This is a genomic window from Allobosea sp. (genome assembly GCF_035999205.1).
Lineage (GTDB): Bacteria > Pseudomonadota > Alphaproteobacteria > Rhizobiales > Beijerinckiaceae > Allobosea.
In genome coordinates this window covers 472,798-488,042 of the sequence record NZ_DASYHA010000025.1, presented here as the reverse complement: position 1 = coordinate 488,042, position 15,245 = coordinate 472,798, and the positions used below count along the sequence as shown (strand labels likewise).

General features: G+C 63.0%; 14 protein-coding genes. 8 read left to right on the top strand and 6 right to left on the bottom strand.

What is annotated here, in order from left to right:
• Positions 1-50 precede the first annotated feature (50 nt).
• On the top strand, positions 51-857 hold the full coding sequence (locus tag VGN82_RS17765) for an SDR family oxidoreductase (RefSeq protein ID WP_327528366.1): 807 nt from the start codon (positions 51-53) through the stop codon (positions 855-857).
• Positions 858-1,040: 183 nt separating this feature from the next.
• Here VGN82_RS17765 and VGN82_RS17760 read toward each other — a convergent pair whose 3' ends face one another.
• The gene (locus VGN82_RS17760; protein WP_327528365.1) at positions 1,041-1,958 is read right to left on the bottom strand and encodes an alpha/beta fold hydrolase; all 918 of its coding nucleotides are present in this window, start codon (positions 1,956-1,958) and stop codon (positions 1,041-1,043) included.
• Between the two features lie 137 nt (positions 1,959-2,095).
• Here VGN82_RS17760 and VGN82_RS17755 point away from each other — a divergent pair, with 137 nt between their 5' ends.
• The gene (locus tag VGN82_RS17755; RefSeq protein ID WP_327528364.1) at positions 2,096-3,016 is read left to right on the top strand and encodes a LysR family transcriptional regulator; all 921 of its coding nucleotides are present in this window, start codon (positions 2,096-2,098) and stop codon (positions 3,014-3,016) included.
• A gap of 100 nt (positions 3,017-3,116) precedes the next feature.
• Here VGN82_RS17755 and VGN82_RS17750 read toward each other — a convergent pair whose 3' ends face one another.
• Genes VGN82_RS17750 through VGN82_RS17735 form a run of 4 tightly spaced genes read right to left on the bottom strand, consistent with a single transcriptional unit; the run spans position 3,117 to position 6,798 of the window.
• On the bottom strand, positions 3,117-3,908 hold the full coding sequence (locus VGN82_RS17750; RefSeq protein WP_327528363.1) for a substrate-binding domain-containing protein: 792 nt from the start codon (positions 3,906-3,908) through the stop codon (positions 3,117-3,119).
• Positions 3,905-4,699, bottom strand: a complete 795-nt coding sequence (locus VGN82_RS17745) for an ABC transporter ATP-binding protein (RefSeq protein ID WP_327528362.1) — start codon at positions 4,697-4,699, stop codon at positions 3,905-3,907. Before VGN82_RS17745 ends, VGN82_RS17750 begins: the two co-directional genes overlap by 4 nt.
• Complete coding sequence (locus VGN82_RS17740) at positions 4,692-5,711, bottom strand: FecCD family ABC transporter permease (protein WP_327528361.1); 1,020 nt, start codon at positions 5,709-5,711, stop codon at positions 4,692-4,694. Before VGN82_RS17740 ends, VGN82_RS17745 begins: the two co-directional genes overlap by 8 nt.
• 31 nt (positions 5,712-5,742) lie before the next feature.
• Positions 5,743-6,798, bottom strand: coding sequence for an ABC transporter substrate-binding protein (locus tag VGN82_RS17735; protein WP_327528360.1), 1,056 nt, complete (start codon positions 6,796-6,798; stop codon positions 5,743-5,745).
• A 691-nt stretch (positions 6,799-7,489) separates the two neighbouring features.
• Here VGN82_RS17735 and VGN82_RS26495 point away from each other — a divergent pair.
• Positions 7,490-7,858, top strand: coding sequence for a GAF domain-containing protein (locus VGN82_RS26495; RefSeq protein WP_414644318.1), 369 nt, complete (start codon positions 7,490-7,492; stop codon positions 7,856-7,858).
• A 12-nt stretch (positions 7,859-7,870) separates the two neighbouring features.
• Here the strand turns inward: VGN82_RS26495 and VGN82_RS17730 are convergent, their stop codons facing one another.
• Positions 7,871-8,632 (bottom strand): IclR family transcriptional regulator, encoded by a 762-nt coding sequence (locus VGN82_RS17730; RefSeq protein WP_327528359.1) that lies wholly within the window; start codon positions 8,630-8,632, stop codon positions 7,871-7,873.
• 20 nt (positions 8,633-8,652) lie between these two features.
• Here VGN82_RS17730 and VGN82_RS17725 point away from each other — a divergent pair, with 20 nt between their 5' ends.
• From VGN82_RS17725 to VGN82_RS17705, 5 genes are read left to right on the top strand one after another with little or no spacing between them, the layout of a single operon-like run.
• Positions 8,653-9,489, top strand: coding sequence for an SDR family NAD(P)-dependent oxidoreductase (locus VGN82_RS17725; RefSeq protein WP_327528358.1), 837 nt, complete (start codon positions 8,653-8,655; stop codon positions 9,487-9,489).
• Positions 9,490-9,498: 9 nt separating this feature from the next.
• A complete protein-coding gene (locus VGN82_RS17720) occupies positions 9,499-10,443 on the top strand; it encodes a polysaccharide deacetylase family protein (protein ID WP_327528357.1) in 945 nt (314 codons plus the stop codon).
• A 3-nt stretch (positions 10,444-10,446) separates the two neighbouring features.
• The gene (locus VGN82_RS17715; protein ID WP_327528356.1) at positions 10,447-12,492 is read left to right on the top strand and encodes a hydantoinase/oxoprolinase family protein; all 2,046 of its coding nucleotides are present in this window, start codon (positions 10,447-10,449) and stop codon (positions 12,490-12,492) included.
• Positions 12,492-14,480, top strand: a complete 1,989-nt coding sequence (locus tag VGN82_RS17710; protein WP_327528355.1) for a hydantoinase B/oxoprolinase family protein — start codon at positions 12,492-12,494, stop codon at positions 14,478-14,480. Before VGN82_RS17715 ends, VGN82_RS17710 begins: the two co-directional genes overlap by 1 nt.
• A complete protein-coding gene (locus VGN82_RS17705) occupies positions 14,477-15,220 on the top strand; it encodes an SDR family NAD(P)-dependent oxidoreductase (protein ID WP_327528354.1) in 744 nt (247 codons plus the stop codon). The genes VGN82_RS17710 and VGN82_RS17705 overlap by 4 nt, the downstream gene beginning before the upstream one ends.
• Positions 15,221-15,245: the final 25 nt, after the last annotated feature.

Genomic DNA, 15,245 nt, shown 5'->3' with positions numbered 1-15,245 from the left:
TCGACAACTCCAAACACCTCAACCCACCCCATCAGACAAAGGAACACGTCATGACCAAGACCATCCTCATCACCGGCGCGGGCTCGGGCTTCGGCAAGGGCGCCGCCATCGGCATGGCCAGGAACGGCCACAACATCATCGCCACGGTGCATGTTTCGTCGCAGGTGACGCCGCTGCGAGAAGAAGTTGCAGCACTCGGGCTCTCCGATCGGATCCGCGTCGAGCGGCTCGACCTCACCGACGCCTACGACATCAAGCAGGCCTTGAAGTGGGACTTCGATATCCTCTGGAACAATGCCGGCATGGGCGAGGCCGGCCCGGTCTGGGAAATTCCGATCGAGCTCGTCCGCAACAACTACGAGATCAACGTCTTTCTGCCGCTGGTCCTGACGCAAGGCGTCGTGCAGAAATGGGTCCGCGCCGGCAAAGCAGGCAAGGTCGTCTTCACCTCCTCGATGGGCGGGCTGTTCACGCCGGCGAATTGGGGGACCTATGTCTCGACCAAACATGCGCTGGAATCGATCGCCGAGGCCCTGCAGCAGGAACTCGCGGCCTATGGCATCAAGATCCAGACGATCAATCCCGGCGCCTACTACACCGGCTACAACGAGACGATGGCGGACAACCCGTTCCGCTGGCTCGACGACGAGGTCAACTTCACGAAGCGCGCCGATCTTCGCAAGGGCTTCGACGACTTCTTCGCGACGCCGGAAGGCAAGATGGACCCGCAGGAGATGATCGACCGCATGATCGAGATCGTCCCGGCCGACGACGGCAAGTTCCGCAATGTCGTACCGAAAGTCATCGAGGACATGCTCAAGGATCACCAGCTTCAGGCTTGGGAAAGCCGGATCTGAAGAACCGGCATCCGCCAAGGCCCAAAACGGCCGCGGCGGATGCGCCTTGCCCGCCAGATAGCATCAGGCCGATAACGTTGCGCCATTACTGGAAGTTGGGGTCTTTCCCGGATGTGGACGCGGCAACATGCGACGGGCCGGCGCGAGCCGGCCCGACAGGCTTCCTGAGGATGCCGGCTATGGTCAGCGACCCTTGTCGAGGAAGGCGCGGATCATGGCGACGGTAGCCGAAGGGTTCTCCTCCATGATCCAGTGGCCGGAATCGGGGACAACACCTTCAGTCAGGTCAGTCGCGGCAGCCCTCATTACGGCTGCCATTGCGGTACCGAAGGACTTCTCACCGCCGATCGCCAGCACGGGCATCGTCAGCTTGCCTCCGGCAGCCAGAAAGGCGCGGTTGTCGATCGCGTCCTGGTCGAACGCGGCGAACTGAGCGAAACCCGAATGCATCGCTCCCGGAAGAGCGTAGAGCCTGGCGTAGTGCTCGCGCGAGGCTTCGCTGAAGCGAGAGGGTGTCGCCGAGAACTCGTTCCAGAAGCGGTCGAGATAGATGCGCTCGCGACCCGCCACGAGCCGCTCCATGTCCGGACCACCGAAGCGGAAATGCCAAAGCAGCGGGTTCTTCAGGATTTCTTCCCAAGGACCGACACCGGGGACTGGCGCGTCGATCAGCGCGAAGCGGCCGACACGCTGCGGATGCTGCGCCGCGAAGGAGAAGCCCACCATGTTGCCGATATCATGCGTCACGAGATCGGCACGCTCGATCTTGAGCGCGTTGAGAACACCGGCGACATCGCCGGCTTGCGTCTTCTTGTCGAAGCCGGATTGGGGCTTGGAAGACAGGCCAAGTCCACGGAGGTCTGGCACGACCACGGTGTAAGTCCGCGCCAGATCGGCCGCCATTGGCGCCCACATGTCGCCGGTTTCTCCATAGCCATGAAGCAGCACGACGGCGGGCCCCTGGCCGCCGACACGCACATGCATGGTTGCACCGTTGGTCGCGATCTCCTGCGCCTTGAACGAACTCGGGAAATCAGGGACCTGGGCTGTGGCGGGAGCGGCGAAGGCGAGCGCTCCAAGCATAGCGGCAACTTTCAACATGACGGTTCTCCCGCCTACCGGGAGGGCGGTCGATGCGACCGTCGCTGTCAGCCCCGTTGGCATGACGCAACGTAGCATTCGCTCCGTGTTCGGATTAGCGTCACGCAAGCGAAATTCATGTCCGGGAAAAGCGAACGATGTTAAAGCTGGACGGCATCGCGACCTTCGTCGCGATCGCTGAGGCAGGCTCTCTGAGCGAGGCCGCTCGGCGGCAACGTCTGTCGAAATCGGTGATCAGCGATCGCTTGGCCGAGCTGGAGCGCAACCTCGGAGCGACGCTTCTGCATCGTAGTGCTCGCCGGCTGACGCTCACCGAGGACGGAACGGCCTTTCTCGAACGCGCCACGAGGATCACCCGCGAGGTCGAGGAGGCGACGGCCGACATGGCCGAGCGCCGCGGAGCACTTGCTGGCCCCTTGCGGATCTCCGCGCCTGTCACCTTTGGACGAATGCATCTGGGACCGGCCATCTATCCCTTCCTCGCTCGGCATCCCGAGATCGAACTGACGCTCGATCTCGATGACCGTCGCGTCGAGGCGGGTGCCGACAGCTACGACGCGGTGTTGCGCCATGGGCCGATCGCGGATTCGCGGCTCGTCGCCTGGACGCTCGCGCGGAGTCGGCGCGTCCTCGTCGCCGCGCCGGAGTATCTGGCGCGTCATGGCAGCCCGGCTTCGCTGGCCGAACTCGATGGCCACGCCGGCATCTTCTACACGAACCGCGGCGCTGCAGATTGGCGGTTCAGCGCCCAGCAGGGAGCCCTCAGCATCCGGGCTCGCTCAGCGCTGCGTGTCAACAACGGGGATATGATGCGAGATGCGGCATTGGCAGGTCTTGGCATCGCACTTCTGCCGCTCTTCGTCGCCGGCGCCGAAATCGGTGGCGGACGCCTGGGCGTCGTCGATGTCGGTGTGCAGCCGGAGGCCGAATTTATCTATCTCGCACACCCAGAGGGGCGCCGGCCGTCTGCCAAGTTGCGCGCCCTTGCCGACTGCCTTCGCCAGGCTTTCGGCGAACCGCCATATTGGGAGCGTCTCGAGCCACACCGATCGGTCTGAGTCGAATGATCTTCACACGCGGGTGCGGCGCCAAGAAGCTGACGCTGGCGCTCTGCCAGAAAGCGGACATTCAGCTACTGCCCGAAAGCGGACATGTGGGTCAGGCCTTCTGGGACGGATCGGCACTGGTCCGCATATCAAGCGAGACCCTCTGAAAGCCCTGATGTTCGAGGATCTGCTGAGCAGAATCCGAGAACATGAATTTCACCAGTTGCCGTGCAGCACTCGAGGCGGTGACCGAAACGGCGATGCCATAGTCCGCCGTAACCATGCATTCGGCGGGCAGGTCCACGATGCTGAGCCGAGCATCGTCGCGTAGCGGAAGTGCGCTCGACCAATATCCGAGGAACACGTCAGCCTGCCCGGTCTCGATCAGCCATTCGGCCGGGAAGCGACCGGGCGGGAGTGCCAAGGGCTGAGGGCCACCGACAAGATGGCGCGCCTTTGTACCCAGAACGGCTCCGGCGCCGGGCCTGAGTCCATTTATTTTGTCGAAGACCTCGAGCGCATAGTCGCCCGAAGGGTCGGCGCCTGGGGTCGACGTGCCGATGCGAACGTGATCATCCAATAGCGCTTCCAGCAGGTTCGTCGTCGTGAGGCCCAGATCCGTACGCGCGATCGCGCAGATGCGGTTTCTCGCAAAGCATGTCGGTGCCTCAAAAAGGCCGAGCCTATGCAGGCGTTCCGGATGGCGCATGTTGGCGGAGGCGAAGACGTCGGATGGCTCGCCGTCCTCGATCTGCTGGCGCAGAAGGCCGGCCGGGCCAAATGTCGCTTCCACCTGCGAGTTGTACCCAGCCGGGAGGGTCAAAAGGATCTGCTGCACGGCCGAACGTAGGCTGCCCGCGGCATGAAACCGGATCGGACGGTCGCTCTTGCCGGTATCGGTCATGCGGTGTTCCTGCGACTGCGAGCGCGTTCGACCTGTGACCGGAATGTCGGCGCGAACGTCGTCAGCTCCACGTCCTCATGGTCGTACCGCACCTGGCTGACCGGCAGGTGGTAGAGCGCGGCCAGATTGGACTCGGTAAGAACCTCCGACAGATCTCCGATCTGATAATGCTCGCCATCGTTCATCAGCAGCGCGCGATCCGCCGCTGCCAGCGCGTGATTGGGCTGATGCGTCGTGAACAGGATGGTCAGCCCCTGCGCTCGGCCAAGTTGGTGGATGAAACCCAGGACCAGATCCTGGTTCCTGAGGTCGAGCGCGGAGGCTGGCTCGTCGAGCAGGAGGATGGGTGCTTCGGTCGCCAGGGCGCGGGCGATCAGGACGAGCTGCCGCTCGCCGCCCGAGAGCGAGTCGAACGAGCGGTCTGAGAACTGGGTCAGCCCCAGCGCGTCGAGGCAGCCGCGGGCGATCTCGCTGTCGCGTCGGCCTGGCGAGCGAAAAGCGCCGACATGGCGGGCGCGACCCATCAGCACGATATCCAGTACGCTGTATGGAAAGGCTGCGCTGAAATCCTGCGGTACGAACCCGACGAGGCCATTGGTTCGGATCGTGCCCTGGTTCGGCCGGTTGAGCCCGACGATCGAGCGCAGCAAGGTCGACTTGCCCCGCCCATTGGGCCCCAGAATGGCGACGATCTCGCCTGGCATGACGTTCAGGTTCAGCCCGCGATACTGCCAGCGGGTTCCGTCATAGGAGTGGCCGGCGTCCCGGATCAGGATCATCTCATCAGCCATTCTGGCCTGCCCTCTGGCTTCGAAAGAAGACCAGCGCGAAGATCGGGGCACCAAGCAGGGCCGTCAGGATGCCCAACGGAATCTCGCTGTCGGTGGCGGTCCGTGCGACGTCGTCGATCAGGAGCATGTAGAGCGCTCCGGCCAGCGCCGAGGCAGGCAGCAACTGGCGATGATCGGGCCCTACCATCATTCGGGCGAGATGGGGCACCACCAGCCCGACCCAGCCGATGACGCCGCTGACCGCGACCTGCGCGGAAACGATCAGGCTGATCAGGGCCAGGATCAGCCAACGGGTGCCTGCGACGGAGATGCCGAGCGCCTGGGCGTCATCTTCTCCGAGCGAGAGGATGTTGATGCGCCAACGCAGCAGCAGGAGCAGGATGCCGCCTACCAGGATCGGGCCCAGTATCAAGGCGAGCTTTTCATAGTCGGCGGTTGCGAAACTGCCCAGCAGCCAGAAGACGATACGCGGCAGCTTCTCTTCGGTATCGGCAAGATACTGCACCAGGCTCACCAAAGCGCCGAAAAAGCCGCCTACGATGACGCCGGCCAGGACGAGCGCCAGCATGTTGCGGCGCGCGACGAGGGCATGCAGCGCGTAGACCATCAGAAGGGAAAGCATGCCGAAGGCGAAGGCTCCGAGCAGCAGCATGCTGCGCGAGGCGCCGAACAGGATGGCCAGCGTCCCACCGAAGGCAGCGCCCGAGCTGACCCCGATGATGTGAGGCCCGACCAGCGGGTTGCGAAACACGCCCTGCAGCGCCGCCCCGCACAGCGCCAGCCCCGCACCCGCGAAGATCGCGACGAGTATGCGAGGCAGCCTGACATTGAAGACGACGTTTCGTTCCACCTCGATCAGCGAGGGATCGGGCAGCCCAAGTCCCGATGCGAGAATGCGAAGAACCTTCAGCGGGGGGATCTCGTAGCGACCCAGGCCGAGCGACGCGAGCGCGACAATGACCAGCGCCACAGCGAGCAAGGCGATGACGAGACGCGACCGTGCGAGGCTCAATGGTTCACCGCCCTGCCAGCGCATCCCAAGCTCAGTGGAACGAGGAATAGCCGGTCCGATAGAACCGCCGGTAATATGCATCCGCCTCCGCCTGGAGATCGATGTCGGCAAAGCGATCGGGATAGAGCGTCTTGGCCATCCAGAGTTCACCGAGCGCCAGCGCCTCAGGCATGGGGTGGCCCCAGGCCTTGGCATATTCCGGCATCAGGTAGACCCGGCCTGCCTTCACCGCGGCGATCGACTGCCAGGCGGGCGCGCGCTTGATTTCGTCCACAACGGACGGATAGCGCTCCTGAACGAAGATCACTGCAGGATTCCATTTCAGGACGTCCTCCATCGAGACCTGCTTGAAGCCATTGATGGACGCCGCGACATTCGAGGCTCCCGCCCGCCGCATCAGCAGGCCGGTGTATTTTCCAGTGCCATACGTCGCGAGATCGGGATTGGCCATATACACCGGCACGCGCTGCGCCTCTGCGAGATTGGCCAGGCGGTCTTGCACCACCTTTCGCTTCTGCGTCGCATAGGCGATCAGATCCTCAGCCTGCGGCTTGCGGTTCAGGACATCTCCGATCAGTCGGATCGCTTCCGGAAAACCTGTCTCGTAAGCAGCCTCTTCGTCCGCAACGACAGGGTTGAGCTTTGCGGCCTCTGCGGGAGGGGCCGTCATCATCGAGATGCCAATGACGGCGATGCCGGAGTTCTCCATCTGCTTGATCATGTCAGGCGGCGCGTAATGGGTTACGAAGACGACGTCCGGCCGCAGCTTGAGCAGCGCCTCGATGTTCACCTTGGTCAGGCCGCCCGGCATGGGCAGGTCCGCCAGACGGGGCGCAAGGCGAACGTAGTTGGCGCCGAGCTGCCGCTTCCATTCGTCCAGGATGCCGACAACCTCATCGGTGGCATCAAGTTGCACGATGATGTTCAGCGCCTGGTGCTGGAGCACGACAGCGCGAGAGACGGCGTCGGGAATTTTGACCTGCCGTCCGAGCTGGTCGGTGACGATCCGCTCGGCACGGGCCGGCAGGGCGAGCGTCATCGCGAGTGCAAGCAGGGCGAAGGCAAGTCCGGTGCGCTGAAACCTCATTTCGATCTCTCTTTCCGGCAAGGAACGCGGCACATTGCCTCTACGGTGACGCTGGAAGGGTGCACGCGCCGCCAGCAGTCGGGGCTAGCGTTATACTCAATCAGCTATAGCGATCAATTTCCATGGGAATCCCAGCTTGCCTGGCAACGCCACGTTCGAAAGGGGCGCGCGGCGCCAGCTAAACAAGCGCGAGCCCAGCCGAGTTCGTTGGCTCGTCACGCGACTGCCGTTGATATTGTCGGCGCTCTGCCCGGAACATGCGGGAAATCGCACGCAAACCGATGGCGGAGTCATCGGAACCAGACGAACGCACAATACCGGCGGAAACGGTGCCAAACAGGGCTGAGAGCGGGCGGGCTCACGCCGATCGGATACATTAGGCCTTGAGCAACAGGACCGTCGTTGCGCAATCGGCTGTGGCCGCGTCCTGGTCTCGTTCTGTCGTCAAATACGGGCTTGACCTCGATCACAGCCTCCCGCCCTGGCGGCTCGACCAGCGCGAATTCGACGCGGCTTATGAACGCCTTGATCCGCTTATCAGGCTTGCGCAGCCTTCCCTGGATCGTCTCTTCCAAGGGGTCGGTGATGCGGGGTGTCGCGTCTTGCTGACAGACCGAGAAGGCGTTCCGCTCGACCGGCGGGGTACCGCCGGCGACGATCTCGATTTTGCAGTATGGGCCTCTAGGCGGGGATGGTCTGGGGCGAATCCAGCGAGGGAACCATTGGCGTCGGTAGCTGTGTCGCCGAGGGGCGTCCGCTGACCATCCATGGCGACCAGCACTTCATGACATGCGACATCGGTTTGAGTTGCGCGGTCGCGCCGATCTGGGACACCCGTGGCCGTCTGATTGCGACACTGGACGTCTCGACCTACCGGGCGGATCTGACGCCGGCCATCCTGAAGCTTGTCGTGACCGCGAAGCGTGCCGACGACCGCAGAATGAAATCAGGACTCGCAGATTCCGCCAGGCGAAGTCGTTTGGCGAAGTGCTGCTTCTCCGACAGGTCAAGTTTCGCGTCACGTGGGCATGTTCAAAGCCGGAGAATGCGACGAGAATGACCGCAATGGGTGCTAGCTGGCTTTATGGCCTAGTCGGCCGCTTATCCGAGTGGCCGCATCCTTGAGTAACTGAATCAGTTCGGATGAACGGCCATGGTATCTGAGCGCCACGACGCCCAGATTCAGCGCCGCGACGACCTTGCCCTCTCGACCCCAAATCGGGGCGGCCAGACCGATGGAACCCGCCACATGCTCCTCGTTTGAAATAGCGATCCCCTGCTCGCGGATGGGCCCAAACATTCTTCTGATGGCATCCGGATCCGTGACTGTTTTGGGTGTTCTCGGGAGGAGGTTCGCCTTGGCTAAGTGGGCATCTGCAAGGGCCGGGTCCCAATGTGCGAGCAGAAGGCGGCCGGTGGCAGAGCAATAGGATTCCGAGGGGGCATCGATTTCGACATCAAATCGGATCGCCTGTCGGCTCACGCATTTTGCAATGCGTCGGCAATCGCCTCGTGTTGTTAGCACCGCCAGCATGACGGTTTCGCCTGTGTCCTCGCGAAGCTGCTCCATGATCGGGTGTGCGGCGGAAAGCAGGCGTGCCTCCAGGGCTCGTGCCGCCGATTGGTGGCGGCTGGCGTGGACAAGGACGTAGCGCTCTGTTGCATCCTGGATTGCATAGCCGCGTGAGACGAGCGTCTGCGCCAACGCGTGCGCGCTGCTCTTGGGAAACCCGAGCGCTGCGACGATTTCCTTGAGCTTCACGGGCTCGGAGCAACCTGCAAGATACTCCAACAGGTCCAACACGCGAGCCGCGGACTTGACCTCGGTGTTCATGGATGTGAACCGAATCTCCCTTGGCGAACCAATTTGCCGGCGATAGGCTCCATCTTAATCAAGAGGAAATCAACACTCTTGAAAGAGGGAATATCATGACTTCTAGCAACGCTGCGCCCGTGGCAATCGTCACAGGCGGCGCGAGAGGTATCGGCCGCGCTTGCGCGCTATCGCTTGCCAAGTCAGGCTTGGACGTTGCGCTTGTTGATCTGTTGGAGGCGGAGCTTTTCCGCACTGCTGATGAGATCAAAGCCTGCGGTCGCCGCGCTTTGACTTTCCAATCCGATGTCGTTCGCAAGAAGGAGGCCGATCGTGTTGTTGGAGAGGTCGTGGCGCAATGGGGCCGTGTCGACGTCCTCGTGAACAATGCAGGGAAGGGGATGCCGAAGGGCATCTTCGAGATTACAGAGGCGGAATTCGACCATACGATCGCTCTCAATCTGAAGAGCTGCTTCAACTACATTCAGGCGGTCGCGCCCGTCATGCGGCGCCAGGGCAATGGCCGCATCGTCTCGATGTCGTCGCTGAACGCGCATTCGGGCGGTGTTACGGCTGCGGTCTCCCGGTTCGCCTATGCCGCCGCAAAGGCCGGGATCATCGGGATGACCCGGGCCCTCGCCAAGGAACTCGGCCCGGAAATCCTCATCAACGCCGTCTGCCCGGGCATCATCGAGACGGAGGTCGGCAATGCGCTGACACGGGCTCGCGGCCCCGCGATTGCCGATGCCGGCATCGCGCTGAAGCGGATGGGCAAGCCCGACGACGTGGCCGAGTTGGTCACGTTCCTAGCAACCTCGAACCCCTGCTTCATCACGGGCCAAGACATCGTGGTGGATGGGTTCCAGTTCAATCGCTGAGTGATCCCGATGAACGTCACGCTGCCCCCCGACACGAAGCCCTGGATGTGGAGTGAGGAAACCTGGCGGCAGGTCGTGAATCACGTCCGGGCAGGGCGTTCGCTCAAGCCTGGAGTTTGGAAGAATGGCGCCAAGTTCGCCGTCGCCCTGTCCTTCGACTCCGATCACGAGACGAACGAGCTCCGGGAGGGCGGGCGCTCCTACTCGAAGCTGAGCCAGGGCCAGTACGGCAATCGCTCTGGCATTCCGCGCATCCTCGCAACTCTTGCTCGTCATTCCGTCCCAGCCAGCTTCTTCATGCCGGCCGTCGCGGCGCTTCTGCATGACCTGGAAGCCCGTTCTGTTGCAGAAGCAGGGCACGAGGTGGCGATCCATAGCTGGATACACGAGCTCAATTCAGTGCTCGACTACGACACGGAACGCGATCTCGCTCTGCGTGCCCGCGACACATTGACGAAGCTCACCGGCCGCGAGCCGAAGGGAATGCGGACCGCGTCCTGGGATTTCAGCCCGTGGACGTTGAAGATCGTTCGCGAAATGGGGCTGCTCTACGATTCCTCATTGATGGCGGACGACGAGCCGTACGAACTTCTCGACGAGGGGCAGCCGACCGGGATCGTGGAGTTGCCGGTGGAGTGGATCCGGGACGATGCCGTCTACTTCGGCATGGATCGCTTCAAGGGGCTGCGGCCTCACAGCGGGCCGCCCATGGTGCTCGATATCTTCCTGCGAGAGCTCGACGTCGCTGCGGAAGAAGGGGGGCTATTCCAGCTGACGATGCACCCGCACATCATCGGGCACCGATCACGGATTTTCATTCTCGACGAGGTTATCCGATCGGCGAAAGCAAAGGGCTCCGTCTGGTTCGCGACGCACGAGGAGATTTGTCGCTATTGCGCAGATCAGGCCGGTCTCGGCGCGCCGATTCCGTCAGCCACCAACGGCCGGAGCTGACAGATGGGCTATCGTATTGGCGTCGACATCGGCGGCACCTTCACCGATTTCAGTGTGCTCGACGAGGCGACGCTGAATCTGCGGACGCTGAAGGTTCTGTCGCGCCCGGACGCGCCAGGAGCTGAGGTCCTTCAGGGGCTGGATGAGATCGAGAAGCGCTTCGGCATTGCGCCTTCGCAGGTCAGCTACTTCACCCATGGCTCCACAGTCGGAGTGAACAGCATCATTCAGGGCAAAGGCGCGAAGCTTGGGCTCATCGTCACCGAAGGCTTTCGCGACGTCCTGGAGCTCGCGCGTCTGAAGATCCCGGATCCTTATGATCTGTTCTCGCGTCGACCGGTTCCTTTGGTGCCGCGCGACCGCGTGGCTCCACTGCCGGAGCGCATCAATGCGGATGGCATTGCAGAGGTCGTTCCCGATCAGGCTGCGATCGCCGCCGTCCTGCGTCGACTGGAATCACGCGGGGCCGAGGCGATCGTGATCGCCTTGCTGCACAGCTACAAGAACCCGGCACATGAACGGCTGGTCAAGGCCGAGATCGAACGCCTGCGGCCTGGCTTGCCGGTGTTCTGCTCCGCGGACATCTGGCCAATTGTCAGGGAGTACGAGCGTACCATCACGGCCTGCATCCATGGATCGGTGCAGCCTCGGGTGTCCCATTACATCGGCCGTCTCGAGGATGCCCTGATCGAGCGCGGTGTCGTTCCCGCTCCGATGATCACCAAGTCGAACGGCGGCGTCATGACCGCCGCGGCCGGCAAGGTGCGCAGCATCGAGATGCTGCTGTCCGGCACGGCTGCGGGTGTGATCGGCGCAGGCTTCACATCGAGGCTGGCCGGCTTTTCCAGAGTCATGAGCCTCGACATCGGTGGCACAAGCGCGGACGTCGCGCTGCTCAAGGACGGGATGCCTGACTTCCGCTCCGGGGAACTCGTCGGGGAGTATCCGATCTATCTTCCGACGGTGTCGGTGTCTTCGATTGGAGCCGGCGGAGGCTCGATTGCGTCCGTGGACGCTTTGGGGGTGCTACGCGTCGGACCTGAAAGCGCGGGATCCACTCCTGGACCGGCCTGCTATGGCCGCGGTGGCGAGCGCGCAACGATCACCGACGCCTTCGCGACGATCGGCGTTCTGGGCGCCGGCGAGCTCGGATATGGCGCCGTGAACGTCGACCGATCCCGAGCGCTTGCTGCACTTGCGCCCATCGCCAAAGGTCTCGACCGCTCGTCGGAACGCGCGGCTGAAGCCATCATCCAGCTCGCGGTCGCCAATATGTATCGCGAAACCAGCCGGCTGTTCTCACAGGTTGGCGAAGAGCCGAGCGGTTATGCGCTGCTGGCATTCGGTGGCGCGGGTCCCATGCTCGGTTGCCTCCTGGCCGATGCCATGGGGATGCAGTCGGTCATCATCCCTCAAACTCCAGGTGTGCTCGCCGCCCTTGGAGGCCTCCTTGCAGATCTGCGTTCGGACTTCGTGCGCGTGGTCTTCCTCGATGTTGGACCACACTCGTTCGATGGCTTGCGCAACGCGCTGGTCGAGCTCGCAAACGAAGCGCGCACCTGGCTCTTCGAAGGGCAGGGCTATGCCGGCGAGGCCACGCTGTCGATCACGGCCGACATGCGCTACCGAGGCCAGTCCTACGAGATTGAGACGCCTCTGGAAGAGGTCTGGATCGACGACGGTGACCATGCCGCCATTGCAGCAGCCTTTCATAAGCGTCACGCCGAAATCTACGATCACTCGGACGACGCGGCAGATGTGCAGATCGTTGCGCTCCGTGTGGTTATTGCCGGCGTCACACCCAAGCCCCAGTTCGCGGAACAAGGCCTGAAGCTGCAAAAGGCGCAGCCCAGGGAGCGGGTTCCGATCGTCCATCAGGGTTCGACGATCGAAGCCGGGCTCTTCGATCGAAACGACCTGTCCCCGGGCTCATCCTTCGCTGGCCCGGCCGTGATTTTGCAGGATGACACGACGACCTGGGCCCCGCCCGGTTTCGAGGGCCATGTCGATGGCTTCGGCAATCTGATCTTGAAGCGGAGTGCGATCTGATGGCGGCGCTGGATCCTGTCACGCTTCAGATCCTGAAGAGCCATTTCGAGGCTGCGGCCGAGAGCATGGCGTTCACACTTCTACGGACGGCCCATTCCGCATTCGTCAAGGAGACGGAAGATTTCACCAGCGGACTGACGACCCCATGTGGGCAAACCTTTGCCAGCCCCAAGGACCTCGGAGCGACCTGGTTCATCGGCCTCGACTATAAGGGCGCGATAGACGCCATCGCGGACTACAAGCCCGGTGACATCTGCATCACCAACGACCCGTACTCCGGCTATGTCTGCACCCACGCTCCCGACATCCATCTCTGGATGCCCGTCTTCCATGAAGATCGGCTCGTCTGCTTCGCTGTAGGCCATATCCACAATACCGATATGGGCGGAGCGGTGCCGGCTTCGCTGTCACGCGCGCTGACGGAGGTGCAGCAAGAGGGAATTCGGATTCCACCCATGAAGCTCGTTGAGGCTGGGGTGATGAACGAGAGCGTGCTGCGCATCATGCTGCGCAATGTGCGCATGCCCGATCAGAACTGGGGCGACCTGAAGGCACAGATCGCCTCACTCAAGACCGGCGAACGCAAGATCCGCGAGGCGATTGCTCGCTTCGGCGCCGACACCGTCTGTGCCGCGACCTATGGTGTGCTCGATCTGGCAGAGAGACAGGCGCGCCAGCTCTTCGCCTCGATGCAGGACGGTGACTACGAGTTCACGGATTACATCGATGAAGATAGCCCCGGCGGGGTTCCGTGCCGCCTGAAGCTGTCCGTCAAGGTTCGGGGCGACGAAGCCCTCTTCGACTTCACGGGCAGTGACCCGCAGCTCCAATCGGCCCTGAACATGCCGACCGGCGGTCTTCCGCGCCATATCCTACCGCTCGTGGGCTACAATTACGTCGTCTACTCGCTTGATCGCACGGTCGCGCTCAACATGGGCCTTCTGCGCCCGGTTCAGTGCATCTTGCCGGAGGGCTCTGTCGTCAATCCGATCTACCCGGCGGCCACGGGCATGCGCAGCCTGACCTGCGTGCGCATCCAGGGAATGGTCATCGGTGCCTTCTCGCGTGCGATGCCCGATCGCCTGCCCGCCGGCCCCGCGGGTGGTGGCGGCATCCTGAACGTGCGCACCACCGACAGTCGCACGGGGCGCCTGGCCATGGCCTCGATTAATCCGATCACCGGAGGCGGCGGCGGCAGCTCGTTCGAGGATGGGCAGGACGGTTCGAACTCGTTCCTGAAGAACACTCCTGTCGAGATCACAGAAGCAGAGGTGCCGATACGCGTCAGGAGCTATGAGCTCGTTCCGGATTCCGGCGGCCCGGGTCGCTACCGTGGCGGCCTCGCAGCTCAGATGACCTTCCAGATGTTCACGCCGAATTCGGTCGTGACCGCCCGGAACCGCGATCGCGTGCGCTTCTCCTGCTGGGGCCTCGAAGGCGGGCTGCCAGGCTCGACCTGCGGTTTCCACCGCGCCAACGGCAACGCAAAGCCGGAGGACTTGGGCAATACTGACGTGGTCCGATGCGCGCCGGGCGACGTGCTGACGATTTCAGCAGCAGGCGCAGGTGGCTGGGGTGATCCCTTCGGACGCCCGATTCAAGAGGTTCTGCAGGACGTTCTCGGGGGCAAGGTCACTGAAAGCGGCGCCAAGGCCTATGGCGTCGTGGTCAAGGACGGCGTCGTGGACGAGGCTGCCACCAACGCCTTGCGATCAGCGGCGCGGGAAAGCATCGAAGGTATGACCTTCGATCCCGAGAGGCTGAGCTTCGAGCGCATTTGGTCGGATGCGGTTTGGGACCGGTTGGCGCAGCACTTGTTTGCGCTTCCCGTCGAGTGGCGCTTCTTCGTCAAACACGAGGTCTTCGCGGCGGTGAACGCCGATGGAGCCGCCGAAGCCGATCCGCTCGCGACGTTGGAGCGGGCCTATGCCGCGGTCCTGCTGCAGTACCCCCAGATCGAGCCTCGCCATATGGAGGAGGCGGCATGAACATCGAGTTCCCGAACCAGACGGTGTTGGTGGCCGGAGCTGCCCGCGGCATCGGCCGAGGCATCGTCGAGGAATTCGCCGCCAGGGGCGCCAACGTTTTCGCGGCGGATCGGCTCAAGGAAGAGATGGCTGGCCTGCCGGCGCATCCGACACAGCTCGACCTGCTCGACAAAACGGCAGTCAACGGATGGGTTGCCGAAGCGGAGAAGATCAGCGGGCGAGCCGCTGACGTTCTTGTCTATGTGGCCGGTGGCGTTCTCGGGCAAAGTGCGAAGCCGCTTGAGGAAGTCGAAGAGGCCGACTGGCGAGCTGTTCTCGACGTCAACTTGACCGGCGCCTTTCTAACGTCTCAGGCGGTTTGCTCCGGCATGAAGGCCCGCGGCAAGGGGCGGATCGTCCTGATCGCCAGCGGTGCCGGGCTACGCACCTCGCTGACCGGCATTCAGGCTTATGCTTCGGCCAAGGCCGGCGAGATCGGGCTGGCGCGCCAGCTCGGACAGGAACTCGGGCCATTCGGGATCACGGTCAACGCGGTTGCTCCCGGGTTCCAGCGGACGAGCCCGGACTATGAGCGGCAATGGCAATCCTATTCGGCCGAGCGGCAGGAAAACATGATCGCCAACACCGCTCGACGCCGTCCGGGGACGCCGCAGGACATCGCCTACACGGTCATGTTCCTCGCCTCCGACTATGCGGACTTCATCACAGGCCAGGTCGTTTCGGTGACCGGCAGTCCTTGAAACTCGTTAACAATGGAGGGACGGC

What these genes read in the sequence shown, in the direction of transcription:
- VGN82_RS17705 (WP_327528354.1), top strand. Translation starts at nt 14,477, where the DNA reads ATGAACATCGAGTTCCCGAACCAGACGGTGTTGGTGGCCGGAGCTGCC.
- VGN82_RS17715 (WP_327528356.1), top strand. Translation starts at nt 10,447, where the DNA reads ATGGGCTATCGTATTGGCGTCGACATCGGCGGCACCTTCACCGATTTC.
- VGN82_RS17730 (WP_327528359.1), bottom strand. Translation starts at nt 8,632, where the DNA reads ATGAACACCGAGGTCAAGTCCGCGGCTCGCGTGTTGGACCTGTTGGAG.
- VGN82_RS26495 (WP_414644318.1), top strand. Translation starts at nt 7,490, where the DNA reads ATGGTCTGGGGCGAATCCAGCGAGGGAACCATTGGCGTCGGTAGCTGT.
- VGN82_RS17765 (WP_327528366.1), top strand. Translation starts at nt 51, where the DNA reads ATGACCAAGACCATCCTCATCACCGGCGCGGGCTCGGGCTTCGGCAAG.
- VGN82_RS17760 (WP_327528365.1), bottom strand. Translation starts at nt 1,958, where the DNA reads ATGTTGAAAGTTGCCGCTATGCTTGGAGCGCTCGCCTTCGCCGCTCCC.
- VGN82_RS17755 (WP_327528364.1), top strand. Translation starts at nt 2,096, where the DNA reads ATGTTAAAGCTGGACGGCATCGCGACCTTCGTCGCGATCGCTGAGGCA.
- VGN82_RS17750 (WP_327528363.1), bottom strand. Translation starts at nt 3,908, where the DNA reads ATGACCGATACCGGCAAGAGCGACCGTCCGATCCGGTTTCATGCCGCG.
- VGN82_RS17710 (WP_327528355.1), top strand. Translation starts at nt 12,492, where the DNA reads ATGGCGGCGCTGGATCCTGTCACGCTTCAGATCCTGAAGAGCCATTTC.
- VGN82_RS17735 (WP_327528360.1), bottom strand. Translation starts at nt 6,798, where the DNA reads ATGAGGTTTCAGCGCACCGGACTTGCCTTCGCCCTGCTTGCACTCGCG.
- VGN82_RS17745 (WP_327528362.1), bottom strand. Translation starts at nt 4,699, where the DNA reads ATGGCTGATGAGATGATCCTGATCCGGGACGCCGGCCACTCCTATGAC.
- VGN82_RS17720 (WP_327528357.1), top strand. Translation starts at nt 9,499, where the DNA reads ATGAACGTCACGCTGCCCCCCGACACGAAGCCCTGGATGTGGAGTGAG.